At 63.2% G+C, this 15010-nt stretch carries 14 protein-coding genes; 3 read left to right on the top strand and 11 right to left on the bottom strand.

The window, feature by feature from the left end:
* Positions 1-35 precede the first annotated feature (35 nt).
* Both tyrS and M0639_RS15395 read right to left on the bottom strand, forming a co-directional pair.
* A complete protein-coding gene (gene tyrS / locus M0639_RS15390; protein ID WP_007736194.1) occupies positions 36-1313 on the bottom strand; it encodes a tyrosine--tRNA ligase in 1278 nt (425 codons plus the stop codon).
* Between the two features lie 19 nt (positions 1314-1332).
* Positions 1333-1941 (bottom strand): DNA-3-methyladenine glycosylase, encoded by a 609-nt coding sequence (locus M0639_RS15395; RefSeq protein WP_064075613.1) that lies wholly within the window; start codon positions 1939-1941, stop codon positions 1333-1335.
* Between the two features lie 86 nt (positions 1942-2027).
* On the opposite strand from M0639_RS15395, the gene M0639_RS15400 reads away from it, so the two are divergent.
* From M0639_RS15400 to M0639_RS15410, 3 genes are read left to right on the top strand one after another with little or no spacing between them, the layout of a single operon-like run.
* On the top strand, positions 2028-2762 hold the full coding sequence (locus tag M0639_RS15400; RefSeq protein WP_007736198.1) for an ABC transporter ATP-binding protein: 735 nt from the start codon (positions 2028-2030) through the stop codon (positions 2760-2762).
* Complete coding sequence (locus tag M0639_RS15405) at positions 2759-3514, top strand: ABC transporter permease (RefSeq protein ID WP_003944033.1); 756 nt, start codon at positions 2759-2761, stop codon at positions 3512-3514. The genes M0639_RS15400 and M0639_RS15405 overlap by 4 nt, the downstream gene beginning before the upstream one ends.
* Positions 3511-4128 (top strand): TetR/AcrR family transcriptional regulator, encoded by a 618-nt coding sequence (locus M0639_RS15410; protein ID WP_054801333.1) that lies wholly within the window; start codon positions 3511-3513, stop codon positions 4126-4128. The genes M0639_RS15405 and M0639_RS15410 overlap by 4 nt, the downstream gene beginning before the upstream one ends.
* Here the strand turns inward: M0639_RS15410 and M0639_RS15415 are convergent.
* The 9 genes from M0639_RS15415 to argJ all read right to left on the bottom strand — a co-directional run bounded on the left by M0639_RS15415 (position 4125) and on the right by argJ (position 15005).
* Positions 4125-4331, bottom strand: a complete 207-nt coding sequence (locus tag M0639_RS15415; protein WP_003944045.1) for a Trm112 family protein — start codon at positions 4329-4331, stop codon at positions 4125-4127. The genes M0639_RS15410 and M0639_RS15415 overlap by 4 nt on opposite strands.
* A gap of 39 nt (positions 4332-4370) precedes the next feature.
* Positions 4371-7352: an acyl-CoA synthetase gene (locus tag M0639_RS15420; protein ID WP_064075614.1), complete on the bottom strand. Its 2982-nt coding sequence runs from the start codon at positions 7350-7352 to the stop codon at positions 4371-4373.
* Positions 7353-7522: 170 nt separating this feature from the next.
* Positions 7523-8965: an argininosuccinate lyase gene (gene argH, locus M0639_RS15425; RefSeq protein WP_063316067.1), complete on the bottom strand. Its 1443-nt coding sequence runs from the start codon at positions 8963-8965 to the stop codon at positions 7523-7525.
* Between the two features lie 3 nt (positions 8966-8968).
* Positions 8969-10168 (bottom strand): argininosuccinate synthase, encoded by a 1200-nt coding sequence (locus M0639_RS15430; RefSeq protein WP_007736221.1) that lies wholly within the window; start codon positions 10166-10168, stop codon positions 8969-8971.
* A 47-nt stretch (positions 10169-10215) separates the two neighbouring features.
* Positions 10216-10695 carry an arginine repressor gene (locus M0639_RS15435; RefSeq protein WP_020907875.1) on the bottom strand — a complete coding sequence of 160 codons (480 nt, stop codon included), beginning with the start codon at positions 10693-10695 and terminating at the stop codon, positions 10216-10218.
* The gene (argF, locus tag M0639_RS15440; protein WP_064075615.1) at positions 10692-11642 is read right to left on the bottom strand and encodes an ornithine carbamoyltransferase; all 951 of its coding nucleotides are present in this window, start codon (positions 11640-11642) and stop codon (positions 10692-10694) included. The genes M0639_RS15435 and argF overlap by 4 nt, the downstream gene beginning before the upstream one ends.
* Positions 11639-12838 (bottom strand): acetylornithine transaminase, encoded by a 1200-nt coding sequence (locus M0639_RS15445; protein ID WP_007736227.1) that lies wholly within the window; start codon positions 12836-12838, stop codon positions 11639-11641. Before M0639_RS15445 ends, argF begins: the two co-directional genes overlap by 4 nt.
* Entirely contained in the window at positions 12835-13758 is a 924-nt protein-coding gene (gene argB / locus M0639_RS15450; RefSeq protein ID WP_054187401.1) for an acetylglutamate kinase, read from the bottom strand. The genes M0639_RS15445 and argB overlap by 4 nt, the downstream gene beginning before the upstream one ends.
* Complete coding sequence (gene argJ, locus M0639_RS15455; RefSeq protein ID WP_064075620.1) at positions 13755-15005, bottom strand: bifunctional glutamate N-acetyltransferase/amino-acid acetyltransferase ArgJ; 1251 nt, start codon at positions 15003-15005, stop codon at positions 13755-13757. Before argJ ends, argB begins: the two co-directional genes overlap by 4 nt.
* Between the last annotated feature and the right edge of the window lie 5 nt (positions 15006-15010).

Genomic DNA, 15010 nt, shown 5'->3' on the forward strand with positions numbered 1-15010 from the left:
AGGAGCCCCGCAAGACAACTGTGACCCCACACACGTCAGTTCGGAAGGATTCTCACGCCGGCGAAGTTGCGCTTTCCGCGCCGGACGACCAACCAGCTGCCGTGAAGCAGATCGGATGCGGTGGGCTCCCAGTCGTCGGCCGACACCTTCTGGTTGTTCACCGAAGCACCGCCCTCTTTCACGGCGCGTCGAGCGGCCCCCTTGCTCTCGCACAAGCCGCTCGTCACGAGCAGATCGATGATCGTGCGCGGCTCCCCCGGCGCCAATTCGCTGACCGATGCTTCTTTCAGCGCCGCGGCTAGCGTCGACTCGTCGAGTTCCGCCAGCTCCGCCTTGCCGAACAACGCCTGACTGGCGAGCTCGACAGCACGGGTGTTGTGTTCCCCGTGAACCAAGGTCGTCATCTCCGCGGCAAGTCGCTTCTGCGCTTCTCGCGCATGCGGCCGCTCTGCCGTTGCAGTCTCCAACTCTGCGAGTTCGTCCGCAGTCAGGAAGGTGAACCAGCGCAGGTACTTGATCACGTCGGCGTCGCCGGTGTTCACGAAGTACTGGTACCAGGCGTACGGGCTGGTCATCTCGGGGTCGAGCCACAAACTTCCGCCACCGGTCGACTTTCCGAACTTTTTGCCATCGGCCGAGGTCACCAGCGGAACCGTCATTGCATGAACGCTCTCACCGTCGACACGACGGTTGAGTTCGACGCCGGCAATGATGTTGCCCCACTGATCGGACCCGCCGACCTGCAGAGTGCAGCCGAGGTCGCGTCGCAAGTGCAGGTAGTCGTTGGCCTGGAGCAGCATGTAGCTGAACTCGGTGTACGACATCCCGTCCGACTCGAGACGACGCTTCACGGTGTCACGCGCAAGCATGACGTTCACGGAGAAGTGTTTGCCGACATCACGCAGGAAGTCGATGGCCGACATCTTGCCGGTCCAGTTCATGTTGTTCTCGATGACCGCGCTCGTCGGCGAATCGTCGAAATCCACGAATCGTTCGAGCTGACCACGGATGCGACCTGCCCAGTCCGCGACGGTATCGGCGGAGTTCATCGTCCGTTCCCCGACGTCACGGGGGTCTCCGATCAGGCCCGTTGCACCGCCGGCAAGAACGATCGGGCGGTTGCCGGCGCGCTGAAACCGCTTGAGCGCGAGGAGCGGAACCAGGTGACCTGCGTGCAGGCTCGGTCCTGTCGGGTCGAAGCCCGCATACAACGTGACCGGTCCGGCCTCGAGATCTTTACGCAAAGCGTCGAGATCGGTTGATTGGGCGATCAGCCCGCGCCAGGTCAGTTCGTCGAGAATATTCTCAGTCACGGACTCGATCATCCCATCTTCACGAAATGACCGGCGCTCGCGGGCTTCGGCGATACGCGGACACCGCTCGCGAGTCCGGAATCCACAGGCGCCACGGAACCTCCGCCGCGGTACTGACCCCCACCCGCGGTCCACTGACCGATTCCTTCGACTCCCCCAATTCGAGCCGAATCCGCGAGGCAGGGTTGAACACGTCTGTTCCGTTGTCCGCCAACGTGATTGCGACAGAAGCACCGAGATTACCCGGCCCTCTGGCCCATTGGTGAGATGGTCGATCCGGCGATCTCCGAGCAGACACCACATCGTGACCGGCCTCGATTTCGGCCGCTCGGAGCAGAACACCACCCGCGACACCATCCGGGCCGTACGAGATGTTCATACAAAAGTGCATTCCATAGCTGCGGTAGACGTAGAGACGCCCCGCCCGCCCGAACATCACGCTGTTCCGCGGCGTTCTCCCCCGATACGAATGTGCTGCCGGATCCGGCCATGGCCCGTCCTTCTCCCCTCCGTACGCCTCGACCTCGACGATCCTCAGCGAGATGTCGTCGACGGTCAGGGTCGAGCCGAGAATTGTCAGGCCCGCTTCCAACGGGTTCTCCACATTTTCCAAGGTCTCGATGCTCACCCTTCGATTGTGCCCACGCCGTTGACTCATCGGTCGGCCGAGTCGCATAATTCAACAAGTGATGAATTATTGAAACGAGGCGAACCGTGACCACAACGCCGGCAATAGATATCCGCGGACTACGAGTCGTTCGCGGCAAGCACGAAGTTCTTCACTCGCTTGACCTGCAGGTATCAGCAGGATCGATCACCGGACTGCTCGGCCCGTCCGGCTGCGGCAAGACAACCCTGATGCGCGCGATTGTCGGAACACAGATCGTCGAAAGTGGTGAGGTCAGAGTGCTGGGCGATCTCGCCGGTTCCGTTGCTCTTCGCCACCGGGTCGGATATGTCACCCAATCCCCCAGCGTGTACGGCGACCTGACGGTCACTCGAAACGTCCAGTACTTCGGCGCTCTTTACGGCAAGTCCGGCGCCGACGTCGCAGCAGCGGTCGACGCCGTCGGATTGAGCCGATACGCCGACCAGACCGCCGCCGATCTGTCTGGTGGTCAACGCGGGCGAGTCTCGCTGGCTTGCGCGTTGGTGGCGTCACCTGATGTGTTGATCCTCGACGAACCGACCGTCGGCCTCGATCCGGTGCTTCGTGTCGAATTGTGGGAACGATTCGCTGACCTTGCTCGCAGCGGAACCACCCTGTTGGTCTCCAGCCACGTCATGGATGAGGCCGACCACTGCGCTGAGCTGATCCTGATGCGAGACGGGCACCTCCTCGCTCAACTCACACCCGATGAATTGCGCGCCAAAACCAGATGTGAACGGCTCGAGGACGCCTTTCTCGAGCTGATTCGGACTTCACCCGTCGGAGGCGAAATATCATGAGCATCAGGATCTTCGGTGCTACGACCGTACGCATTCTGCTTCAGCTCCGCCAAGATCACCGCACGGTGGCCATGATCTTGTTGGTCCCGTCGTTACTGATGATTCTGCTCTATTTCCTCTACCAAGACGTCCCGACGCCACCCGGCCAGGTTTCGCTCTTCCAACGAGTGGCGATCACGATGTTGGGAATCTTGCCGTTTGTCGTCATGTTCCTGGTCACGTCCATCGCGATGCAACGCGAACGCAGTTCAGGCACACTCGAACGCCTGCTCACCACACCGATGGGCAAACTCGACCTTCTCGCCGGATACGGGGCGGCATTTTCGCTCTCCGCCGCCGCTCAGGCAGCCCTCGCGTGCGCGGTTGCTTTCGGATTCCTCGGACTCACCATCGCCGGCAGTCTTGCCTGGGTCATCGTCATTGCAGTTCTCGGCGCAATACTGGGCGTTGCGCTAGGCCTGTTGGCCAGCGCATTCGCGAAGACCGAGTTCCAAGCGGTGCAATTCATGCCGGTAGTTGTGGTTCCACAGCTCTTCCTCTGCGGACTCCTGGTACCGCGCGACCAATTGCCGACCTGGCTCGAATGGATCAGCAACGTCCTCCCCTTGAGCTACGCCGTCGACGCACTTCAGCAAGTGTCGATGCATGCCGACGCGACGGGTCAGATGTGGCGTGATCTCGCCGTCATGGCGGGCTTCGCCGCCGCCGCGCTATCGCTGGCCGCGGCCACACTCGATCGCCGCACTCCATGACCGACAAGGACACGAGTCCGGTACCGATTCGTTCGGGGCGACGACCGGGCAAGTCGGAGACTCGCGCGCAGATCCTCGATTCGGCGCGACGGGCGTTCTCCCAGAACGGTTTTCGACGAACAACTGTTCGATCGATAGCTGCGGCCGCTGACGTCGATCCGGCCATGATTCATCATCATTTCGGAAGCAAGGAGCAGTTGTTCACCGCTGCGATCGCGCTACCGATCGATCCAGTCCAGGTATTGGGACCGGTTCACACCTCCCCGACCGAAAACCTCGGCGAAAGCCTTCTCCGGGCGGTGATCGGGCTATGGGATTCGGAACACCAGCCGGCGATTCTGGCGGCTTTTCGATCAGCCATTTCCGGCGACGGATCGCAGTTGATCCAGAGCTTTCTGCTCGATGTCGTATTGCGCGACATCATTCCGCGGGTGGACACACCACCTGGTACCGGCTTGATCAGAGCGGAATTGGTGGCATCTCAGATGGCCGGACTGCTTGTCACGCGATATGTGCTCGGACTCGAACCACTCGCATCATTGAGCGTCGACGCTTTGGTACCGCTGGTGGCGCCGAACCTCCAGCGGTACCTGACCGGTGAGTTGCCGATCTAGCCTTCAGCCCGTGCGAGCAACTTTTCGTGCTCGTCGTCCGCTACATCGCGTGCCTCGTCGATCAACAGAACGGGAATGCCGTTCTCGATCGGGTAGGCACGACGCAGGCGCGGGTTGTAGAGCAACTCGTCCCCGACCAGCAACAGCGGGCCTTTGTCCTGGGGGCAGGCCAAAATGCTGAGCAACGTCGAATCAATAGCCACGTGTGTCCTCTCGAACCGATCAAACAGAATGCCCTCAGGCTACCGTGCTCCGGTGCTCACCCTCGTCGGCATCAACTGCGCGGCAATTGCCTTGGTCAGCCGCTTGTACGACTGCGACTCGGAATCGAGGAACCAGGTCCGTGGCCCCGGCGCCGGCAATCCGGCCGCAGCCAACGCAGTGGAGCTCGGACGGTACGACGAACCCACCGGGATCTCGTCAACCACGTGCACGATATCCGGACGAGCGTCGAAAGCGATGCGCGAGAGGGCCTCTGCAAGCTCGGCAGAACGGAACTGCCGCCCCGGACGCCATGTCACGGCAGCGACCGCGAGCTGATGCGGCGCGTCACCGACTCCGTATGCGACGGCAAGATCCACCCGCGCCACACTCGACAACGCGTCGACGATCGGCTGGGTGAACACGGGACCGCGGACCGTGGAAATGACCGTGTTCTTGTGGTCGATCAGCCAGTAGTCGCCGTCGGCGTCCCGGCGGAAGAGATTTTCGGTGGGAATCCACGAATCGCCGGCTTGGAAGAGACCTCGCATGGCTCCGCCAGAGAGATCGGCGGTGAATCCCGCACGCCCGAGCAGCAATCCGACCTCGTCTTCGGCGCACTCACGGACAAATCCGTTTCCGTTCTCGAGGAGCCGACCACTCAGCGGGTCGTATGCCGCCAACCGCACCTGCGCGCTACCCGGCAGCGGGCGCCCCTTGGAACCAACTTTGGAGCCTGCAACATTGGCAAGAATCACGTCGCCTTCGGTCGACGCATAGAACTCGAGTACCTGCGCGGGGTCGAACGCCTCCGTTGTCCGCTTCCACAGACCATGGGGCATGCCCGAACCGATGAACAGGCGGACCGGATGACTACCGTCGATGAGAAGAAGATCCTCGTCGAGTATCTCGCGCACCATCGACCACGTGTAACTCACGACCGTCACGCCGTAGCGGTGGATTTCCTCGACGAACCTCGCGGGGTTCAGTCCACGTGAGAGCGCAATGCGTGAGCCACCGGCCATGGCACCACCGATGGTCGCGAGCAGACTCGACGAATGATGGAGTGGTGCAAGGCAGTACACGGTGTCACCGCGATCGAGATCTGCCGCCGTGGCCGTGCCGAAGGCCGACAGTGCCCACCGGTAGTTGGTGATCTGCTTGGCCTCGAGCACACCGCCGGATTCCGCAAAGATGATGAAGGCGAGTTCGCGGGCGACACCGGGATCCGGTCGGTACCACCCGGGCAGATTGACCTTCGTCGGATCGATTTGTTCGAGATCGATCACGTCGTGTGACGGATCCACCTCGAGGCCACGGGCATCGCCGCCGCCGAGCACCAGTACCGGCCGACCGGTAACCACTGCAGCATCGACGTTTTCCGGATCGGTGATGATCCGATCGACCGACCCCAGCTTGACCGCCGCCGTTATGTCGGAGCCTGGCGGAAGCATGACCGCGACGGCACCAAGTCGCGACAGGGCCGCGATGGCCGCGAGTGCGCTGGGGCGGGTCTCCATCAGGACACCGACATGCGCTGCCGGACGCACTCCCACGGAGATCAATCCACGCACGACATTGTCGATACGCGCGTTGACCGCTTCATACGTGTGCACGCGATTGTCGAAAAGGAAGCACTCGCCGTTCGGCGCCTTTCGACGCTGCTCCGCCAGCAACTGGCTCAGCGAGATCTTGGTGTGCGGCTGAATCTGGTTGAGTCGAGCCAGACGTGGCAACGCTCGTGCCGCTTCTCCCGACAATTCGAAAGTGCCGCGCAACGCACCGGCGGCAAGGTCACTGATTCCCTTGGTGACTCCTGCACCTACTTCAGCGACCGAGGCGACGGTGTGGATGATCCGATTGCTGATCGACACACCGGTCTGGTCTTCGAGGTCGGCGCCGTAGACCATGTTCGCGATACGGTCCGGGAGGGGTCCACCCGTCTCGGTCCACTGCACGAATTCACCGGTGGTCGGCCAGGTGTGATTGGCCGCGGTGGAACCGACAACCAAACCGAAATGACCTGCACGCAAGGTAGATTCGTAGACCTTCGCCCGCGGAGCGGCTTGACTGATGCCTCGAACCGCTTGCGGCTGGCCGATGTCGTCGACCTCGCCGACGAATGCCAGGATGGGGCAGGTGATCTCGGCGAGCGAGACCAATTGATCCTTGATGACGAACCCACCGGTCATCATTCGGTTGTGCACGATGAACTGCTTGAGCAGTTCGGCTACCGCGGGCCCCGACCACGCGACCCAACCCTCGGTCGCGAGGAAGCGGCGTTGCTGCTCCCGCGGAAGCAACGCCTCACGGTCGTGCAGTTGAAGCAGAAAGTCGACGCGCATCTTCAGCGTCTTCACGGGATCGAGCAACTGGAACCCGGTACGGGCCATCCACCCGGTGACCGCCAGGCGATTGAAGACGTGATCGGCGAGGAAATCTGCACCCTTGGTTGCCAATCCCGCCGGGATGCCGAAGGGTAGCGCGGCGAGTGTGTCGACCGGACTGCCGAAGGTGATGACGCTGGCGATGTTTCGACTACGCCGATACGCGGCAGCCTGATAGGCGAACATGCCACCCTGCGAATAACCGGAGATGTGAACATCTTTTCCGGTGTGACGGTGGATGTGATCGACGATGTCGCTGAGAGCGATGATGTGATCGGCGAGGTTACGATCCCAACCGCCCTCTTCGGAGTCGGGCGAACCGAAATCGACGACCCAGGGATCAAGGCCCATCTCGTGCAGAATTCCCACAGCGCCCTGGTCACGGGTCACGTCGTACACGTTCGCCGACATCATCATCGGCGGGATCAGCAAGATCGGTGCGCCGACGGTTTCCGGGTCACTGTCCGGGAAGTAGCGCCGTAGCCGATACATCGCTGCGCGTTCGACGATCTCGAACGGCGACGTGGTCGCATCCGTTTCCAGCCCACCCAACCGGACGACCTCGAGGCCGTTTTGTGCTGTCGCAACCACCCGACGAATCGGGCCCAGCACAGACTTGGAATTCAATCCCACCATTTCACTCCCAAGTTACTCACCATGTGACGTCAGTCTCATTTTTCCCGCGCGCGACAAGCCTACTGACGACGAATACGCGTACGCGGTCAGGGAGCAAATTCTGCTACCTGACCGCGTACGACCGAAGGACTACTGCCGAAAAGAGAGCGACAACACTCGTGACCGCGAGGTCACAGGGTCCATTCCCGCAGTGACTGCGCCACTGCTTTGACTCCGTCCAGCTGCTCGGCAACCCGCACCCCCGCAGTGCCGCCTCGCGCGTTGCGCGAAGCAATGGAACCCTCGACTGTCAGCACCTCACGAACAGCGGGTGTCAGCGCGCTGTCGACGCCGGCCAGCTCCTCGTCTGTGAGATCTTCGAGTCCGACCCCTCGTGCTTCGGCGACACGCACACACGCTCCGGCAGCCTCGTGGGCAACCCGGAACGGCACGCCCTGACGCACCATCCACTCCGCGATGTCGGTGGCCAACGTGAACCCTGCCGGAGCTAGTTCCGCCATGCGCTCGGTGTGGAACTCGAGCGTCTGCACCAGACCGGTGATGGCCGGGAGCAGCATCTCGAGCTGCGCAACCGAGTCGAAAACCGGTTCCTTGTCCTCTTGCAGATCGCGGTTGTACGCCAGCGGCTGAGCCTTGAGCGTCGCCAACAATCCGGTCAGGTTGCCGATCAAACGACCCGACTTACCGCGCGTCAGTTCCGAGACATCCGGATTCTTCTTCTGCGGCATGATCGACGATCCCGTCGACCATGCGTCGGCAAGCGTGATGTAGCCGAACTCCGGTGTGCTCCAGATGATGATCTCTTCCGCCATACGGGAGAGATCGACACCGATCATCGCAAGCACGAACGCTGCCTCGGCCGCAAAATCACGCGAAGCCGTTGCGTCGATCGAGTTCTCGGCCGAGCTGTCGAACTTCAATTCCGCTGCAATGGCTTCGGGGTCGAGACCGAGCGAGGAACCGGCCAGTGCACCGGAACCGTACGGGGACACCGCAGCTCGCACGTCGAAGTCGCGAAGGCGCTGCACGTCCCGCAACAGTGGATGTGCGTGAGCGAGCAGGTGATGCGCCAACAGGACCGGCTGAGCCGCCTGCAGGTGCGTCTTGCCCGGCATCACGGCATCCGGATGCGCCCCGGCCTGAGTCGCCAAAGCATCGACCACGTCGAGAACTCCGGTGGAGATGCGGCGGACCGCATCGCGAAGCCACATGCGGAACAGCGTGGCCACCTGGTCGTTTCGTGAACGTCCAGCACGCAGGCGTCCACCGACCTCAGGCCCGACACGCTCGATCAGACCACGCTCGAGTGCGCCGTGTACGTCCTCGTCCGAATCACTGGGCCCGAAGGCGCCACTGGCGACATCTGCCGCCAGACGGTCGAGACCGTCGAGCATTGTCACGAGATCGGCTTCGCTGAGCAGACCGGCCTTGTTCAGCACACGCGCATGCGCCTGCGACGCCCGCACGTCGTACGGAGCGAGGACCCAGTCGAAGTGAGTCGACTTGCTCAGCGCCGCCATGGCAGCGGCCGGTCCGGACTCGAACCGCCCGCCCCACAGCGCACCTTCGTTGGTGCCGTGTTTTTGAGCGTCTCCGTCACCGCGAGCCGTCATGGCTCAGAGTCCCAGATCGCGCTTCGCGGCGACCTTCGACGACAGACCGTGGATCTCGACGAAGCCCTTCGATGCGGACTGGTCGAAGCTGTCGCCCTCGTCGTACGTCGCGAGGTTGAAGTCGTAGAGCGACTCCGGGCTGCGACGACCGTTGACGGTGATGGCTCCACCGTGCAGGAAGAGACGGATGTCGCCGGTAACGCGTTCCTGCGTCTTGTTGACGAACGTGTCCAGTGCGTCCTTGAGGGGCGAGAACCAGAGGCCGTCGTAGACCAGCTCGGACCAACGCTGCTCCATCTGACGCTTGTAGCGACCGAGTTCGCGTTCGAGGGTGACGTGCTCGAGTTCCTGGTGTGCGGTGATGAGAACCATCGCGCCGGGAGCTTCGTAGATCTCACGGCTCTTGATGCCCACGAGACGGTCCTCGACGACGTCGAGACGGCCGACGCCCTGAGCGCCTGCGCGCTTGTTCAGTTCCTGAATGGCTTCGAGAACCGACACCGGGCGGCCGTCGATGGCGACCGGGCGGCCCTTGTCGAAGCTGATGATGAGCTCGTCGGGTGCGTTCCAGTTGACCGTCGGGTCCTGGGTGTAGTCGTAGACGTCCTTCGTCGGCGCGTTCCACAGATCCTCGAGGAATCCGGTCTCGACGGCGCGGCCCCAGACGTTCTGGTCGATCGAGAACGGCGACTTCTTGGAGACGTTGATCGGGATGTTGTTCTCTTCGGCGAAGGCGATGGCCTTCTCGCGGGTCCAGGCGTAGTCGCGGACCGGTGCGATGACCTGCAGGTCGGGTGCGAGGGCGCCGAATCCGACCTCGAAGCGAACCTGGTCGTTGCCCTTACCGGTGCAACCGTGCGAGACGATGGTGCCGCCGTGCGAGCGTGCAGCTTCGACGATGTGCTTGACGATCAGCGGACGGCTGATGGCCGAGACGAGCGGGTAGCGGTCCATGTACAGGGCGTTGGCCGCGATGGTCGGCAGGCAGTATTCGTCCGCGAACTCGTCGCGGGCGTCGACGACAACGGATTCGACTGCGCCGCAGTCGATCGCGCGCTGACGCACGACCTCCATGTCCTCGCCACCCTGCCCCAGATCGATGGCGACGGCGACAACTTCAGCGCCCGTCTCCTTACCGATCCAACTGATGGCAACAGAAGTGTCCAGCCCGCCCGAGTAGGCGAGTACGACGCGATCGGCCATGGTTTTTGTGCTCCTTCGGTTGAAAATCTCTATCAAAGAATAAGGGGTCAGGCGAGCGATTCGATCATGGCCGCGAGTTCCGCTCCGGAAAGCGGTTCCCGGGCCACCACGAAGATGGTGTCATCTCCGGCGATCGTGCCCACGATGTCCGGCATCGAGGACCGATCCAGTGCGCTCGCGAGGTAGTGCGCGGCCCCCGGCGGTGTCCGGAGAATCGCCATGTTGCCGCTGAAATCGGTGGAGACCAACAGCTCACCCAACAGCCGTGAGAGACGGTCGGTACCGCCGGACACACCGCGTACCGGGTTCCCGTCCTCCGGCACCACGTAAACACCGGCGCCGCCGTCGGCGGCGCGCAGTTTCACCGCTCCCAACTCTTCGAGGTCACGAGAGAGAGTGGCCTGCGTCGCTTCGATGCCCTCGGCACCGAGCAACGCCGCCAGCTCCGTCTGACTTCGGACGGGGTGCGCCGCCAGCAGCGCGATGATGCGCGACTGGCGACCGGCCCGAGTGGGAGCGACGCTCACGCCTGGTCCAGTTGGGTTCGCTGTTCCAACAGCCACACGAGCAACGCCTTCTGGGCGTGCAGACGGTTCTCCGCCTCGTCCCAGACGACGCTCTGGGGTCCGTCGAGAACCTCGTCGGTGACTTCTTCGCCGCGATGCGCGGGCAGGCAGTGCAGGACGACGGCCTTCGGATCTGCCTTTGCGAGCAGCTCCTTGTTGATCTGGAACGGACGGAAAGGTCCGACCCGATCGAGCCCGTCGTTCTCCTGACCCATCGAGGTCCAGGTGTCGGTGACCAACGCGTCGGCGCCGACGACGCCGGCCTGTGGGTCCTGCGTCAGGGTGATGGTCGCGCCGGTTTCCTCGGCGCGTTTGCGTGCTGCTGCCACGACCCAGTCCGCCGGTTCGAAGCCGGCGGGGCTTGCGATGGTGACATCGATGCCTGCGGTCACTCCGCCGAGCATCAGCGAGTGAGCCATGTTGTTGGCGCCGTCGCCCAGGTAGGTCAGCTTCAGCCCCTTGAGCTCACCCTTCTGTTCGATCAGCGTTTGCAGATCGGCCAGAACCTGACAGGGATGAAATTCGTCGGACAATGCATTGACGATGGGAATCGTTGCGCCCGTAGCCATTTGCTCCAGGCGCTTCTGGCCGAACGTGCGCCACACGACGGCGTCGACGTAGCGGGAGAGAACGCGTCCGGTGTCCGCCAAGGTCTCTTCACGACCGAGTTGAGTGCTGCGCCCGTCTACGACGACAGCGTGGCCGCCCATCTGTGCGATGCCCATCTCGAACGAGAAACGTGTACGCGTCGAGTTCTTCTCGAAGATGACACCGACTCCGCGGGGACCCTCGAGCGGACGCCGAGCGAACGGGTCCTTCTTGAGAATCGCTGCGAGTTCGAGAACTTCGGCCTGCTGCGCAGGAGTCAGATCGTCGTCCCTGAGAAAGTGTTTCACCACGGTAGTCACTTCTCCCCCGGCTGGTCAGCCGATAGTGCGCTGTCGAAGATGGCAGGTAGTGCTGCCACGAAGGTTTCGGCCTGCTCGTCCGTGAGGATGAGCGGCGGCGCCAACCGGATCACTCCGGGTTGCGCTGCATTCACAAGGTACCCGGCTTCGCGCGCTGCGTTTTCCACCGCCGGCGCGACGTCCTCGGTCAGCACGACACCCAGCAACAGTCCTGATCCCCGTACGTAGTCGACCAACGGATGGCCTAGATCTTCGATGCCCGCCGAGATGGATTTACCCAAACTGTCGGCGCGTGAGATCAGGTCTTCCGCTGCAATGGTTTTCAGCACGGCAAGTGCCGCCGCAGCACACACCGGATTGCCACCGAACGTCGTACCGTGCTTACCCGGTCCGAACAACTCGGCCGTTGCCCCGGTCGCGATGCAGGCGCCGATCGGCATTCCGCCACCGAGTCCCTTCGCGAGGGTGATGACGTCCGGCACGATGCCGACTGCCTGATGGGCGTAGAACCAGCCGGTCCGGCCGATGCCGGTCTGCACTTCGTCGAGCACGAGAAGTGCACCGCGCTCGGCGGTGATCCGCCGAGCCTCGACGAGGTATCCCTCGGGTGGCACCACGACGCCGCCCTCACCCATGATCGGTTCGAGGAACACAGCGGCGGTGTCGGAATCGACGGCCTGCTCGAGTGCCTCGACGTCGCCGTACGGCACGAACTCGACACCGGCGGGCATCGGTTCGAACGGCGCCCGCTTGGCCGGCTGACCCGTCAGAGCGAGTGCGCCCATCGTGCGACCGTGGAAGGAGCCTTCGGCTGCGATGATCTTCTTCCGGCCGGTGGCGCGAGCGAGCTTGAAGGCAGCCTCGTTCGCCTCGGTACCGGAGTTGCAGAAGAACGCGCGCCCGGTGACGTTGCCGAGATGAGCGAGCAACTGCTCCGCCAACTCGACGACCGGCTCGCTGGCGTACAGGTTGGACACGTGGCCGAGTGTCGACAACTGAGTAGTGACGGCTTCGACGACGGCCGGATGTCCGTGTCCGAGGATGTTGACGGCGATTCCGGCCAGGAAGTCGACGTACTGCTTGCCGTCGGCGTCGGTGAGTACGGCGCCGTCACCGCGGACGAGAGCAACCCGGGGTACGCCGTAATTGTTCATCAGCGAAGCGGACCACCGCTGCTGCAGATCGATCGTGCTCATGAGCTAGCTCCCTGCTGGGGACCGGCGACGGAGGGACCCGGCACGACCATCGTGCCGATTCCTTCACCGGTGAAAAGTTCGAGTAGGACTGAATGTTCGAGCCGACCGTCGATCACGTGCGCCGACGGCACACCTCCGCGCACCGCGCGAAGGCAGGCCTCCATCTTGGGCACCATGCCGGCGTCGAGACTCGGCAACAACTGGGCCAGGGCGTCGGTGTCGATCTCGGTGGCCAGCGAGGCTCGGTCCGGCCAATCGGTGTACAGGCCCTCGACGTCGGTGAGGACAACGAGCTTCTCGGCACCGATCGCCTCGGCCAGTGCGGCAGCAGCGGTATCGGCGTTGATGTTGTGGACGACGCCGTCGGCGTCGGGCGCGATGGTCGAGACCACCGGAATACGTCCTGCCGCAATGAGATCGAGTACCGCGTCTGGGTTCACGGTGGTGACGTCCCCGACCAGCCCGATGTCGGTCTGCTCCCCCTCGACCGCAACAGTGCGTCGAGTAGCGGTGAACAGGTGCGCATCTTCACCGGAGATACCGACCGCGTACGGACCGTGCGCGTTGATCAAGCCGACGAGTTCACGGCCGACCTGACCGAAAAGCACCATCCGCACGACGTCCATCACCTCGGGCGTCGTGACCCGGAAGCCACCGCGGAACTCACCCTTCATGCCAAGGCGCGCCAGCATCGCGTTGATCTGCGGGCCACCGCCGTGCACGACGACGGGATGGATGCCGACAGTCCGCAGGAACGCCATGTCGGCGGCAAATGCCGTTTTGAGCGTCTCGTCGATCATGGCGTTTCCGCCGTACTTGACCACGACCACCTTGTCTCGGAATCGCTGCAGCCACGGCAGCGCGTCGGCGAGGACATGCGCCTTCTGATGCTCGCTGATCACGGGATACGTCTCGGTCATGACGAATACGCCGAGTTCTCTTCGACGTAAGCATGCGAGAGGTCCGTGGTGCGAATGCTCACGGACTCGTTGCCGATTCCCAGATCGATGTCGAGTTCGATGTCGATCCCACTCAGGTCCACCTCACGCGCCCCCGGAGCACCGACGCCGTCGATGCAGACGGGACTCCCGTTGAAGGACACACTGATTCGATCGGGATCGAGCTCGATGGGAGCGATACCCACTGCGGCGAGAACGCGACCCCAATTGGGATCGGAACCGAAAAGCGCTGTCTTGACCAGGCTGTCGCGGGCGATGGTCCGGGCGCCGATCAACGCATCGGACTCGGACGCCGCGCCGCGAACCGTCACCTTGACCCGCTTGGTGACACCCTCGGCGTCTGCCATCAACTGATCCGCGAGATCATCACACACGGCCAGCACTGCGGCGTTCAGTTCGTCCTGCGTCGGCGTGACACCGCTGGCGCCGGAAGCCAACAGGAGCACTGTGTCGTTGGTGGACGTGGCGCCGTCGACGTCGAGGCGATCGAAGCTCAGGTGGGTGGCGGCGCGCAGAGCGGTATCGAGCTGATCCGCCGTTGCGACAGCATCGGTCGTGACGACGCACAGCATCGTGGCCAGCGCAGGCGCGAGCATGCCTGCGCCCTTGGCCATTCCGCCGACGTTCCATTTGTTCGCGTGGTGCAGCGACGCCTGCTTCGGCACGGTATCGGTGGTCATGATCGCGTATGCCGCGTCGGTGCCGCCGGAGATTCCGCCAGCGAGTTCGTGCACCACCTCGGTGACACCGGGGATCAGCTTGTCCATGGGCAAGCGGTCACCGATAAGTCCGGTCGAACAGACAGCGACCTCGATCGCGCCCGTCTCGGTGCCCCAATTACTCAGTGCCGAAGCAACTTCCTCGGCAGTCTTGTGTGCATCCTGGAATCCACCCGCGCCCGTGCAGGCGTTCGCGCCGCCCGAGTTGAGGACCACCGCGCGCAGCTTGCCCGTCGTCAGGACCTGCTGAGACCAGAGCACCGGAGCTGCCTTGACCTTGTTCAGGGTGAAGACGCCGGCAGCGGCCAGATCGGGTCCCTCGTTGAGCACCAATGCGAGGTCCGACTTGCCACTCTTCTTGATACCGGCAGCAATTCCGGCACCGCGGAATCCGGCAGGTGCGGTGACGCCCTGCGTGCGGAGCAGACGTCCCCCGGCGACGTGAACCACGTCTGCAACGGTCGCGTCAGGCTCGGTTGCGTTGTCGATCTGCT

Source organism: Rhodococcus qingshengii JCM 15477, assembly GCF_023221595.1.
GTDB lineage: Bacteria > Actinomycetota > Actinomycetes > Mycobacteriales > Mycobacteriaceae > Rhodococcus_F > Rhodococcus_F qingshengii.

What these genes read in the sequence shown, in the direction of transcription:
- M0639_RS15405 (WP_003944033.1), top strand. Translation starts at nt 2,759, where the DNA reads ATGAGCATCAGGATCTTCGGTGCTACGACCGTACGCATTCTGCTTCAG.
- M0639_RS15430 (WP_007736221.1), bottom strand. Translation starts at nt 10,168, where the DNA reads ATGGCCGATCGCGTCGTACTCGCCTACTCGGGCGGGCTGGACACTTCT.
- M0639_RS15420 (WP_064075614.1), bottom strand. Translation starts at nt 7,352, where the DNA reads ATGGTGGGATTGAATTCCAAGTCTGTGCTGGGCCCGATTCGTCGGGTG.
- M0639_RS15445 (WP_007736227.1), bottom strand. Translation starts at nt 12,838, where the DNA reads ATGAGCACGATCGATCTGCAGCAGCGGTGGTCCGCTTCGCTGATGAAC.
- argH (WP_063316067.1), bottom strand. Translation starts at nt 8,965, where the DNA reads ATGACGGCTCGCGGTGACGGAGACGCTCAAAAACACGGCACCAACGAA.
- argB (WP_054187401.1), bottom strand. Translation starts at nt 13,758, where the DNA reads ATGACCGAGACGTATCCCGTGATCAGCGAGCATCAGAAGGCGCATGTC.
- M0639_RS15410 (WP_054801333.1), top strand. Translation starts at nt 3,511, where the DNA reads ATGACCGACAAGGACACGAGTCCGGTACCGATTCGTTCGGGGCGACGA.